The organism is Cellulomonas sp. Leaf334 (assembly GCF_001424195.1).
Classification (GTDB): Bacteria; Actinomycetota; Actinomycetes; order Actinomycetales; family Cellulomonadaceae; genus Cellulomonas.
Map to the genome: position 1 here is coordinate 384,336 of NZ_LMOO01000001.1, position 11,632 is coordinate 395,967.

The window sequence follows — 11,632 nt, forward strand, 5'->3', positions numbered from 1 at the left end:
TCAGTCGTTCACACGGCCGAGGTAGCTCCCGTCCCGGGTGTCCACCTTGACCTTCGTGTTGGCCTCGAGGAACAGCGGGACCTGGATCTCGTAGCCGGTCTCCAGCGTCGCGGGCTTCGTGCCGGCGGACGAGCGGTCGCCCTGCAGGCCCGGCTCGGTGTACGTGACCTCGAGGACCACCGACGGCGGCAGCTCGACGTAGAGCGGGACGCCCTCGTTCGTCGCGACCATCGCGTTCTGGTTCTCCAGGAGGAAGTGGGCGACGTCGCCGACCGTGACCTCGGAGATGTGGATCTGGTCGTAGTTGTCCGTGTCCATGAACACGAAGTCCGTACCGTCCTTGTACAGGTACTGCATGTCGCGCTTGTCGACGTTCGCCGTCTCGACCTTCAGGCCGGCGTTGAACGTCCGGTCGACGACCTTGCCGGACAGGACGTTCTTCAGCTTGGTGCGGACGAACGCGCCACCCTTGCCGGGCTTGACGTGCTGGAACTCGATGACGGTCCACAGCTGGCCGTCGATCTTCAGCACGGTGCCGTTCTTGAGGTCGTTGGTGGTCGCCACGATCGTCGCTTCCTGTCGAGTGAGTTCTGTGCGGTCCACGCGCGGGCGCGACACCCGAGGGTGTGCGCGGCGTCTAGGGCCGCAGACCGCCGACCATCGTACCGTGCGACAGCCGCGGCACCGTCACGCGCGACCTGCGACGGCCTCCAGCGCCAGGCGGTAGCCGGTGACGCCGAAACCCGCGATCGTGCCCGTCGCGATCGGGCCGATGACCGACACGTGCCGGAACGACTCACGGGCGTACGGGTTGGACAGGTGCACCTCGACCAGCACCAGGCCGGCGTGGGTGACCTGGGCGGCGGCGTCGCGCAGCGCGTACGAGTAGTGCGTGAACGCCGCCGGGTTGAGGGCGACGTGGGCGTGGGTGTCGACGGCCTCGTGCAGCCACCCGACGAGCACCGACTCGTCGTCCGTCTGGCGCACCTCGACGTCGAGGCTCAGCTCGGCGGCCCAGGCACCCACCGACTCGACGAGGTCGGCGTGCGACGCCGAGCCGTACACCTCGGGCTCGCGCACCCCCAGCCGACCCAGGTTGGGACCGTTGAGCACCAGGACGCGCGTCATGTCGGGAAGCCTAGGTGACGGGTGCGCTGGTCAGAGGGAGATCGCGCGCGACGGGGCCGGTGCGCCCTCGCTCAGCTCCGCGTACGCCGCGGCGAGGAGCGTCGGGTCGGGCCCTTCGAGGCGGACAGGCTTGCCGATGTCCTCGAGCACGACGAACCGCAGCAGGTCGCCGCGGGTCTTCTTGTCCCGACGCATGGCCGCCAGGAGCCGGTCCCAGCGGTCCCCGCGGTAGGTCACGGGCAGCCCGAGCGACGTGAGGATCGACCGGTGGCGGTCGACGACCTCGTCGGACAGCCGACCGGCCAGCCGAGCGAGCTCCGCGACGTAGACCATGCCGACCGACACGGCCGCCCCGTGCCGCCACTGGAACCGTTCGACGTGCTCGATCGCGTGGGCGAACGTGTGCCCGTAGTTGAGGATCTCCCGCAGCCCACCCTCCCGCAGGTCCTCCCCCACGACCCGGGCCTTCACGGCGACCGCACGCTCGACGAGCTCGAGCAGCACGGGCGACGACGCGGCCGCGACGGGATCCGTCAGCAGCGCCGTGTTCTCCTCGACGAGCTCCAGGATCCGCGGGTCGGCGATGAAACCGCACTTGACCACCTCGGCGAGGCCCGCGACGAAGTCGTGCTTCGACATCGACTCGAGCGCTGCGAGGTCGCAGAGCACGCCGGCCGGGGGGTGGAAGGCGCCGACGAGGTTCTTGCCCTCGGCCGTGTTGATGCCGGTCTTGCCGCCGACGGCCGCGTCGACCATCGCGAGCAGCGTCGTCGGCACCTGCACGACCCGGATCCCGCGCAGCCACGTGGCGGCGACGAAGCCACCGAGGTCGGTCGTCGCACCGCCGCCGACGGCGACCACGGCGTCGGTCCGCGTGAAGTCCGCCTGGCCCAGGACCTGCCAGAGGAACGCAGCGACCTGCGCCGTCTTCGCCTCCTCGGCGTCCGGGACCTCGGCGATGAACGCCTCGTAGCCGTGGGCGCGCAGGTCCTCGCGGACGGTGTCGGCGGTCGTCGCCAGAGCGGACGGGTGCACGACGAGAACGCGCCGCACGTCCGAGCCGAGCAAATCGGGCAGCGCCGCGAGCAGGTTCCTGCCGATGACGACGTCGTACGGCTGGTCCCCGTGGACGTGGACGGTGCGGGTGGTGGTCATGACGGGGTCCCTTCGCCGCGGCGCAGGACCGCGAGCTCCTGCTCGATCAGCTCGGCCACGTCGGCCGGTCGGTGGCCGTCCGTGAGGACGCGCACGGTGGCCAGGCGCTCGTACACGGGCCGCCGCGCCTCCATCAGGGCCTGCCACTGCGCTCGCGGGTTCCCCAGGAGCAGTGGCCGTGCCTGGTTGAACCCGACGCGCGGCGCGGCGTGCGCCAAGGACACGTCGAGGAACACGATCGTCCCGCCGCCCGCACCGTAGGCCGCGAGGAGCTCCTGGGTGGACCCGTCGAGCACCGCTCCCCCACCCAGGGCGAGCACGCCGTCGTGCTCCTCCAGGGCGACGCGGACCGCGTCCCGCTCCAGCGCCCGGAACGCGGGCTCGCCGTCCTCCACGAAGATCTCGGTGATCGCCTTGCCCGCCGTGGCCTCGACGTCGGAGTCCGTGTCGCGCACAGCGAGCTGCCAGCGCTCCCCCAGCGCGAGCGCCACCGTCGACTTGCCCGACCCGGGCGGGCCGACGAGGACGATGTGCGGACCGGGCACCGCGGTCACGCCAGGAGGTCCGGGATCGACGCCACGTACGCCTCGAGGTTGCGCCGGACCTCACCCACCGAGTCGCCACCGGTCTTGGCCAGCAGGGCGTCCGCCAGCACGAGCGCGACCATCGCCTCCGCGACGACCGCGGCGGGCGGGACGGCGCACACGTCCGAGCGCTGGTGCTGCGCCTTCGTGGCCTCGCCCGTCGCGGTGTCGACGGTGTCGAGGGCCCGCGGCACGGTCGAGATCGGCTTCATGGCCGCGCGCACCCGCAGGATCTCGCCGTTGGTCATCCCGCCCTCGAGGCCACCGGCGCGGTTGGTGCGCCGCACGATCCGGCCGGAGGAGTCGCGCTCGATCTCGTCGTGCGCCTGCGAGCCGCGCCGGGCGGCCGTACGGAAACCGTCGCCCACCTCGACGCCCTTGATGGCCTGGATGCCCATCAGCGCCGCCGCGAGCAGCCCGTCGAGCCGACGGTCGGAGTGGACGTACGAGCCGAGCCCGGAGGGCAGCCCGTACGCGAGCACCTCGACGACGCCGCCCAGCGTGTCCCCGTCCTTGTGGCACTGGTCGATCTCCGCGACCATCGCCGCCGACGTGGTGGCGTCGAAGCAGCGCACCGGATCGGCGTCGAGGGCAGCCGTGTCGTCCGGCGTGGGGACGGCGGCATCCTCGGGCGCGGCGACCGGTCCGATGCTGACCACGTGCGAGACGATCCGGACACCGGCGGCCTGCTCGAGGAACCGCGCAGCGACCGTCCCGAGCGCGACGCGGGTGGCGGTCTCCCGTGCGCTCGCACGCTCGAGGACCGGCCGGGCGTCGTCGAAGGCGTACTTGCGCATCCCCACCAGGTCGGCGTGCCCGGGACGCGGACGGGTCAGCGGCGCGTTGCGCGCCCGCAGGAGCACCTCAGGGTCCTCGACGGGGTCCGACGACATCACGTCGACCCACTTGGGCCACTCGGTGTTGCCGATCTCGATCGCGACGGGACCACCCTGCGTCCGGCCGTGCCGGACGCCGCCGAGCAGCCGGACCTCGTCCTGCTCGAACTTCATGCGCGCACCGCGGCCGTAGCCGAGGCGACGGCGGGCGAGCGCCCCCTGGATGTCGGAGCTCTGCACCTCGACGTCGGCGGGGAGGCCCTCGAGGATGCCGACGAGCGCCTGGCCATGGGACTCACCGGAGGTCAACCAACGCAGCATGGACGGATCCTCCCATGACGAGGTCCACCCCCCGGGCTGACGCCCGGAGGGTGGACCGTGAGTGTCGAGGTGGTCAGCTGCCCGACACCGGGACCAGCGGGTTCTTGCCCGGGACGGCGGCCGGGGGCGCCACCGGAGCGGCAGCCGGGTCCGTCGTCTCTGGAACGGCGAGCGCGTCCGGCAGGACGTACGTGTAGCCCGCGATGACGAGCTCCTGGTCGCCGACCGCGGTGGCAGGCCTTCCGCTGCTGGCGTCACCCTCCTTCTGCGCCGTCCCCGTGAAGCCGGTGACGAGGAAGAGGCGCTGCGTGCCGTTCTGCAGGGAGTTGAGGAACGCGAGGGTGTTGTCGTACGTCCCGATGACCGTCAGCGAGAGCGGGATCGCGGTGAAGCCCGTCGGGCCGCCCGCACCGGGCGCTGGGGCGGGGGGCGCCTCGACGCCGTCGGCTGAGCCCTCGGTACCCTCCGTGCCCTCGGTCGGCGCGGGTTCGGGCGCCGCCGTGACGACGGGAGCCGCGAGCACGACGGTCTGCGGGATCGACGGGGTGACCGTCGTGAGGGCGACACTGTGCGCGACCGCGATCTGGTCCAGCTGTCGCAGGTAGTCGGCGAGCATGGCGTCCGTCGGGATCTGCAGCTGGATCCCGGCGAGCTCGGCCTGGTACTCGGGCAGCTTGGCGAAGTCAGCCTTCAGCTGGTCCACCTTCAGGTCGAGGATCTCGTTCATCTCCCGGGTCTGCTCGGCCTCGGAGCGGACCTCGGCCGCGGCCGACATCGTCGGCGAGACGGCGAAGAACCAGGCCGCCAGCATGATGACGAGGGCGACGAAGACGGTGCCGCCGATCCAGGTGCTTCTCTTGGCGCCGCTCATGTCAGCCCGTCCCTTCGGTGCCGTCGAACCGGTGTGCGTACGTCGCGTCCGTCAGCTGCACCGCGGCCTGGACTGTGTAGAACTTTCCTGTGTCGTCCTCGCTCACGCTGACGGACGACACCCAGGCGTCGCTGAACCCGGGGATCGAGTTGAGCGAGTCGATCCAGGCCGACGTGTCGGGAAGCGTCGCGGTCCGAGCCGTGAAGGCGAGCTGACCGACGCTCGGCGCCTGCAGCGGGTCGGTCGGAGGCGCCGGTGCGACCATGGGGGTGGCCCCGGTGGAGACGATCGACTCGAGGCTCACGCCGGCGGGAAGCACGGCCGTCAGTGCGTCGAAGTAGACCCTCCACTGGACCTCGGTCGACATGCCCAACGAGCGGGCTGTCTGCGCCTGGTTGAGCGCGTCGAGCACCCGCGGGACCTCGGCGTACTTGGCGGCCTCGGTCTCGAGCCGCACCGTCTCGGTCTGAGCCTCCGCCAGCTCCGAGGCAGCGGTCGCCCCGGCGATGAGCGCGAGCCCGAAGGCGCCGAAGCAGAGGCCGATCGTCACCACGAGGCTGATCAGCAGCCAGCGCTTGGTGACCCGCAGGCCGCGCGCGGCGCGGACCTCGGGGGGCAGCAGGTTGACCTGCGGGAGGGTCCCGCTCAGCGCGGATCCCGAGTGGGAGCGCGAGCGTGGGCGTTCCAGGAGCGTGGTCATGCGGCAACTCCGTAGGCCAGTCCGACGGGGAGGGCGATGAAGGACTCGTGCCCGTTCAGCGACTCGCGCTGAGCGGTCTTGGCGGACCGGAGCCCGGCGAGGGGGTCCCCGAGGGTCACGGGCAACCTGCTGGCGCTCGACAGGTACTGTCCGAGCCCGGGAAGGTGCGAACCGCCGCCGGTGAGGACGCAGACGTCGATCCCGGCGCCGGGGTTGTTCCCCGAGTAGTAGACGAACGTGTTGCGCACCGACTCGACCAACGCGCGGACGACCGTGCTGATGGCCTCGGCGGCGTCCGCACGCTCGGGACCGACGGCGAAGCCGATGCCGATCTCGCGCTTGACGACCTCCGCCTCCGCGGCGGCGATGCCGAGGGCGCTGGCCACGGCGTTCGTGACGTTCTGCCCACCGGTGGGCAGCGACCGCACGAGCCGCGGGGACCCTTGGGCCGAGACGACCACGGTCGTGATCGACGCGCCGATGTCCACGAACGCGGCGGTGGACTGGGCGAGCTCGCCACGGGCCAGCGACCGGTGCAGCGCGAACGCGTTGAGGTCCACCATGCGCGGGCGCAGACCGGCGCCCTCGACCGCGATGATGTTCGCGTTCACGGTGTCGCGCTGGGCGGCGACGAGCATCCCGTGCACGGTGCGGCCCTGCGGGCCGTCGTACTCCGCGGTCGGGAAGTAGTCGAGCAGCGCGTCGTCCGTCGACATGGGCAGGAGCTCGCTGACCTGGTAGGGCAACGACTCCTTCAGCTGGCTGAGCGGCATCCACGGGAGGTCGAGCTCGCGGACGATCACCCGCTGGTTCCCCACGCCGATGACGACGTCCTTGGACTCGAACTTCGCCTGCGTCCAGAGCTGGCGCAGGGCGCTGGAGACGGTCTCGGGCTGCACCACCTCGCCGTCGCGGACGGCGCCGAGCGGGAGCGCGACCTGTCCGAAACGCACGAGCGTCGGCGGCGTCTTGCCCAGAGGGCCACCGCTCCCGAACTCGAGCTCCGCAGCCCGGACGCAGGACGAGCCGATGTCCAGCCCGATGACGCGTGTGGTGGCCACGAGGGTCCTTCCTCCGTACGGATGAGTTCTTTCGTCCTATCGGATGCCGCGCCCGTCGACTTGAGCAGGTTCGGCCGATCTCGTGCAGAGGAGCGCGACGATCAGAGCGACCCGAGGTACCACGCCGCCACCGGCTCGCCGACGACGATGCCGACGGCCGCGCCGAGCAGCATCCAGGGACCGAACGGGATCCCGGACTTGCGGCCCGCGCGGCCCGTCAGCAGGAGCCCGACGGAGAAGATTCCGCCGAGGAGGAACGCGGCGAACCAGCCGACGAAGAGCGCGCCCCACCCGAACCAGCCGAGATAGAGCCCGAGGACGCCGGCGAGCTTCACGTCACCGAACCCCATGCCTGCGGGGTAGACGAGTGCGGCGACGAGGTAGACCCCGTACAGAGCGGCCGCGCCGATCATCGCCCGGATCAGGGCGGACCAGTCGGACACCCCGCCGGGGTTCCAGCTCGCCAGTGCCAGCAGCGCGAGCGCCACGGGGTACGCCGGGAGCACGATCGCGTTCGGCAGGCGTTTCGTGTCGATGTCGATGAGCGCGAGCGCCACGGAGATCGCTGCCAGGTAGAGCAACGCCGGCAGGACCCACGACGGGCCGGTGAACCAGGCCGTCAGACCGAACAGCACTGCCGTACCGGCTTCGACGAGCGGGTACCGCGCCGAGATCGGGTTCGCGCAGTCCCGGCACCGCCCACGGAGCAGCAGCCAGGACAGCACGGGCACGTTGTCCCGAGGGCGGATCACGTGGTGGCACCGGGGGCACGCACTGGGTGGGTGCGCGACGGACTCCCCGCGCGGCACGCGCCACACGACGACGTTGAGGAACGAGCCGACGGCGAGGCCGACGACGACGGCGACGGCGACGAGCAGGCCGGTCATGGGTTCTTGATCTCCCGCTTGTAGACGACGTCCACCCGGTACCCGGCACTGCCGACAGGGTCCGTGCTGGGGAGGACGACGCCGGGGATCCCGATGGGGACGTAGTTCATGGTCATCGCGTTCCGGAGCTGGACGGTCCCCCCGTAGAGCTGACCGTAGAAGTCCGTCGAGTTGTTGGTGTCGATGGTGCACGGCGTGTACATGAAGAGCGTGATCGGCGCGATCGCCAGCGATCCTGAGTCGTTCTTGATGTTTCCCGCGCCCCCGGTGCACTCCGCGATGCCGTTCGGGTTCCGGTCCGGCACGATCACCCAGAACTTGTGCTGCGCACCGTCGGCGGACGTGACCTTGAAGTCGCCGGTCGAGTAGAAGCTCTTCGCGAAGATCACCATGTCGGACCGCAGCTTGATGTTGAGGCCCCCTTCGAAGCGGGTCTCCGCGCAGTTGGTCGTGTCGAACACCGTGGGGACGGCTGGTCCGACCAACGGGCCGTTGGCGTCATAGCTCGCGCCGGCGACCTTGCACTGGTCCTTGGTCGTGTTCACGGCGTCGGCCCACGTCGGCGCGCCGTTGGCGGCCGCCTGCCCTCGCACCCACGTGCGGTAGGAGGCCTGCCGGTCGCCGGTGTTCACGAATCCCGTCCAGTCGGCAGGTCGGTACAGGACCTCGGGAAGCTTCACGGGGACATACTGCGGGATGTTCGCCGGAGCGACGGACTGGCGGAGCGCTCCGCCGACGATCGGCGTCCCTCCGGTCCGGGTCCCGGTGAGCAGCACGTCGCCGCCGATCTTCGTCCCGGCGGCCAGGTAGGCGTTGGCCGTGACGTACAGGCTCTGACCGACGGTCTGCAGCCCGCCGGGCGCGGCCTGGTGCACGGTCAGCTGCTTCTTGCTCCAGAGGTTCCCCGTGACGCGGCAGCTGTTCGAGATGTCGACGGTCCCGTTCACCACGATCAGGTTGCCCTTGATCTGCACGTTGGAGTTGCAGTTGACGTTCCCACCGTCCACCCACACGTCGACGTCGGTGTCCGGGAGCGTCGTGGTCACCGTGAAGTTGTTCGTGGTCATGATGCTGTTCGCCGCGAAGATCGCGGCGCCGCTGCCCTGGTTCGTGGACGGGGTCAGCGCCACCTTTGCCTGGACGGACCGCTTCGTCCCGTCCCCGGAGAGGGCGGTGGCGGTGACGACCGCCGACGCAGGGGTCCCGCCGGAGACCGTGCCACCGGCGCCGCAGGTGAGGGCCGTGCCCGACGCGGAGAAGTACGCGATCGTGGCCGTCGCGGTCGTGCGTGACGGCGAGGTGCCACCGACCAGCGGACCCCCGGCCGGCCAGGAGCACGGGGTCCACGTCTCGAGCTCGGCGTAGACCGCGTCGACCGCGCCTTCCGCCGTGTGGATGTCGGTCGTGCGTGCACGGTCCTGTCCGGAGTCCCGTGCCGCGGCGACCGCGTTGGCGACGACGACGGTCACGAGCATGACGCCGATGAGCGCGACCGCGACCGCAGCGACCAGCGCGGCTCCCCGGTCGTCGCCGGAGTCGGCCAGACGTCGGCGAATGGCGTTCCGCATGGTGCTCGTGCTCCTGTGGTCGGGGGGACGTGACGTCACGGTGCCGGGACGGGGCTGCAGGTGTCGGCCGGGTAGCCGAAGATCGTGTTGCGACCGGTCAGGGTCGACGTCACCGTGGCCGGCTTCGAGGACTCCCGCTGTGCGGGGTCCTTGATGCGCAGCGTGACGCGGATCGTCTGCGCGGACGACGAGGACTCGGCGTCGGTCGCCTGCACGAAGAACGGTGGCCAGGTGGACGGGTCGGCCGCGGCGACGGTGGCCGTGGCGGGTCGGACGACGTTGCGGGCGACGGTCCGCCAAGCCGAGACCCCACCGGTGGACTGCCAGGTCGGCTTCCACGACCGGTACTCGAGCACGCCGAACGAGGAGCCGGTCGGGAACCGCACGCGCCACTGCACGCACTGGTAGACGCCGTCGGTCTGGGTGTACACGCGCAGGGCGTAGTACGGCTCCACGCCGGACAGCGCGACACCTTCGTTGGCGGGGTCGGCGATCACGTTGCCGGACCGCACCTGGCGGTCGATCTGCATCAGCCCGATCTGCGTCTCGTCGACCGCTCGGGTGCGCGCAAGGTTGTCCTTCGTCTGCATGCTCAGGGTGAGCAGGACGGAGAACACGATCGCGAGCAGTCCGCCGAAGATGCCCATCGAGACGATCAGCTCGACGAGGGTCCATCCGCTGTCGGACCGGTCGTCTCGTGAGAGCCGGGTGCGGATGGCCCGCTGCAGCTCACGCATTGGGTGCCGCCTTGAATCCCGCGCTGGCGCGACCCGAACCCATGCTCGCGGCAGCGGTGACGGCGGAGGGGACTCCGCCGGACGTCACCACGTACGTGACGGTCAGCGTCACGCTGCCGGTGTCGGACGTGATCGAGCAGCCCTCCGCCGAGCACCCGACGGGATCGGGGTTCGACGCGATCGCCATGGCCGGGGTCACCGTCACGGTGGCCGTCGCGGAGACGGTGACGCCACCGACGGTCGCGGTCACCGCCGGCGTCACCACCGTCGTGCTCGTGAGCCTGTCCAGGGTGAAGCTGGTGTACCCCGACCCGTTCCAGTAGCTCACCGTTCCGGTGCGGGAGGTGACGGCGGTCGTCGTCTTCTGCGACGGCCCCCGTTCGACGCGAGTGGCGTCCGTGTACGACGACACGGAGGCCAGCCCCGAGGGTGCAGCCGCTCCGGTCCAGGAACCGCTCCCGACGCTCGTCGTCCCGACCGTGCGCGCCACCGACGTCGCGAGACAGCCCGGACCGGACAGGGTCACACAGCCCACGGCGGTGCTGCCGGCGGCGGAGGTGAACCTCGCCCCGATCGTCTTCGCGGACCCCCCACCGGCGAGGTTGGCCACCGTGAACGGTGTGCCGCCCGCGGTCAGCACCACGGACGCCGCGCCGCTGCTGGTGAGGTCGGAGCCGGCACACACCTGGCCGGCGGGGATGCCGGACGCGCAGGACACGGTGGTCGTCGCCTTCAGGCTCGCGGTGCTGCTCGCCGGGGCGAGCCGCAGGCTGGTGCTGGTCCCTGCCAGGTCGAGCGGGGTAGCCGACCCGACGCCGGTCACGTCGGGCGGGTTGGCGGGCGCGGCTCCGGCCGACCCGAAGTCGTTCGACGCTGCGTTGGTGAGCCGCCCGCCGCCCGTGGCGATCGCCTCGACGTCGGCGTCGGCGGTGATCGACTGCGCTCCCCCGTGCACGGCCGTCGCCTCCACGGCGGTGGCCTGCTGGGAGGTGACGCCCACGCCGGCGTTGCCCAGGCTCAGGGTGGCGACGGTCGCGTCGGTGCCCGGGATGAGAGGCGTGGTGGGGGTCGTGGCGGGTCCGCTCGGCCCGGCGCCGGCGGCGGTCACCGTCACGGTCGGGCCGGTCGCGCCCGCATCACCGGACAGGAGCGCCTGGCACGCCCCGAGGTAGGGCTGGTTGGACGAGTCCCCGCACCCGCCCGTCGGCGCGAACGCCTGTGACCGCAGGATCACGTGCTTCGGTGTCGCGGACTGGTTCGCCCGCCAGGACGTGATCACCGTCAGGGTGAGGACGTTGGCGGCCGTCTGCGCGGACCGGGTGACGTACACCCGGCTCGTGTACGTGACGCTGGGGATCGACGGGTCAGGCTCGACGGTCTTGTTCGACCCGCCCGCGCCCGACAGCGGCGCACGGTCCGTGGTCTGGTCGGTGCTGATGACCAACGGCTCGTCGATCGACGCGTCGGCCGGCGGCCGCAGCTGGGTCCCGGTCACGTTGGGGTCTCCCCCGGCGGCCGACGCGAACGCCGAGTGCATGCCCTTGGAGAGCGACGCCCACGGGAGCGCGCGGATCTGCTCCATCACCTCGTTGGCGACGGCGGTGCCCTGCGTGCGCTGCCTCGTCTGGGCGTTGGTCACCAGCGCCGACGTCTGCACCGCCATGAGACTGAACAGCACCGCGGAGATCACCATCATGGCGACGAGCAGCTCCACCAGGGTGAAGCCGGACTCGTCCGAGCGCACCCGATCGCACCTGCTACGCCATGCCATCCCGAGGTTCCTC

12 protein-coding genes are annotated in these 11,632 nt (G+C 71.3%); all 12 read right to left on the reverse strand.

Annotated features, from left to right (window positions below; all coding sequences use genetic code 11):
* Nucleotides 1-564 (reverse strand): elongation factor P, encoded by a 564-nt coding sequence (efp, locus tag ASF78_RS01845; protein WP_056584219.1) that lies wholly within the window; start codon nt 562-564, stop codon nt 1-3.
* A gap of 123 nt (nt 565-687) precedes the next feature.
* Nucleotides 688-1,128, reverse strand: a complete 441-nt coding sequence (locus ASF78_RS01850) for a type II 3-dehydroquinate dehydratase (RefSeq protein WP_056584222.1) — start codon at nt 1,126-1,128, stop codon at nt 688-690.
* Between the two features lie 30 nt (nt 1,129-1,158).
* Nucleotides 1,159-2,283, reverse strand: coding sequence for a 3-dehydroquinate synthase (gene aroB / locus ASF78_RS01855; protein ID WP_056584226.1), 1,125 nt, complete (start codon nt 2,281-2,283; stop codon nt 1,159-1,161).
* On the reverse strand, nt 2,280-2,837 hold the full coding sequence (locus ASF78_RS01860; protein WP_082494747.1) for a shikimate kinase: 558 nt from the start codon (nt 2,835-2,837) through the stop codon (nt 2,280-2,282). The genes aroB and ASF78_RS01860 overlap by 4 nt, the downstream gene beginning before the upstream one ends.
* Entirely contained in the window at nt 2,834-4,024 is a 1,191-nt protein-coding gene (gene aroC, locus ASF78_RS01865) for a chorismate synthase (RefSeq protein WP_056584229.1), read from the reverse strand. The genes ASF78_RS01860 and aroC overlap by 4 nt, the downstream gene beginning before the upstream one ends.
* A 73-nt stretch (nt 4,025-4,097) precedes the next feature.
* On the reverse strand, nt 4,098-4,895 hold the full coding sequence (locus tag ASF78_RS01870) for a hypothetical protein (protein WP_056584232.1): 798 nt from the start codon (nt 4,893-4,895) through the stop codon (nt 4,098-4,100).
* Between the two features lies 1 nt (nt 4,896).
* Entirely contained in the window at nt 4,897-5,595 is a 699-nt protein-coding gene (locus ASF78_RS01875) for a PilN domain-containing protein (RefSeq protein ID WP_056584235.1), read from the reverse strand.
* Nucleotides 5,592-6,656 carry a type IV pilus assembly protein PilM gene (pilM, locus tag ASF78_RS01880; RefSeq protein WP_056584240.1) on the reverse strand — a complete coding sequence of 355 codons (1,065 nt, stop codon included), beginning with the start codon at nt 6,654-6,656 and terminating at the stop codon, nt 5,592-5,594. Before pilM ends, ASF78_RS01875 begins: the two co-directional genes overlap by 4 nt.
* A gap of 101 nt (nt 6,657-6,757) precedes the next feature.
* On the reverse strand, nt 6,758-7,543 hold the full coding sequence (locus ASF78_RS01885; protein ID WP_056584243.1) for an A24 family peptidase: 786 nt from the start codon (nt 7,541-7,543) through the stop codon (nt 6,758-6,760).
* Entirely contained in the window at nt 7,540-9,111 is a 1,572-nt protein-coding gene (locus tag ASF78_RS01890) for a hypothetical protein (protein ID WP_056584246.1), read from the reverse strand. The genes ASF78_RS01885 and ASF78_RS01890 overlap by 4 nt, the downstream gene beginning before the upstream one ends.
* 35 nt (nt 9,112-9,146) lie before the next feature.
* A complete protein-coding gene (locus ASF78_RS01895) occupies nt 9,147-9,848 on the reverse strand; it encodes a type II secretion system protein J (RefSeq protein ID WP_056584249.1) in 702 nt (233 codons plus the stop codon).
* A complete protein-coding gene (locus tag ASF78_RS01900; protein WP_056584252.1) occupies nt 9,841-11,592 on the reverse strand; it encodes a prepilin-type N-terminal cleavage/methylation domain-containing protein in 1,752 nt (583 codons plus the stop codon). Before ASF78_RS01900 ends, ASF78_RS01895 begins: the two co-directional genes overlap by 8 nt.
* Between the last annotated feature and the right edge of the window lie 40 nt (nt 11,593-11,632).

Excerpts from the sequence above, each read along its gene's own strand:
- ASF78_RS01885 (WP_056584243.1), bottom strand. The coding sequence starts at position 7,543 with ATGACCGGCCTGCTCGTCGCCGTCGCCGTCGTCGTCGGCCTCGCCGTC.
- ASF78_RS01875 (WP_056584235.1), bottom strand. The coding sequence starts at position 5,595 with ATGACCACGCTCCTGGAACGCCCACGCTCGCGCTCCCACTCGGGATCC.
- ASF78_RS01890 (WP_056584246.1), bottom strand. The coding sequence starts at position 9,111 with ATGCGGAACGCCATTCGCCGACGTCTGGCCGACTCCGGCGACGACCGG.
- aroB (WP_056584226.1), bottom strand. The coding sequence starts at position 2,283 with ATGACCACCACCCGCACCGTCCACGTCCACGGGGACCAGCCGTACGAC.
- ASF78_RS01895 (WP_056584249.1), bottom strand. The coding sequence starts at position 9,848 with ATGCGTGAGCTGCAGCGGGCCATCCGCACCCGGCTCTCACGAGACGAC.
- aroC (WP_056584229.1), bottom strand. The coding sequence starts at position 4,024 with ATGCTGCGTTGGTTGACCTCCGGTGAGTCCCATGGCCAGGCGCTCGTC.
- ASF78_RS01850 (WP_056584222.1), bottom strand. The coding sequence starts at position 1,128 with ATGACGCGCGTCCTGGTGCTCAACGGTCCCAACCTGGGTCGGCTGGGG.
- ASF78_RS01870 (WP_056584232.1), bottom strand. The coding sequence starts at position 4,895 with ATGAGCGGCGCCAAGAGAAGCACCTGGATCGGCGGCACCGTCTTCGTC.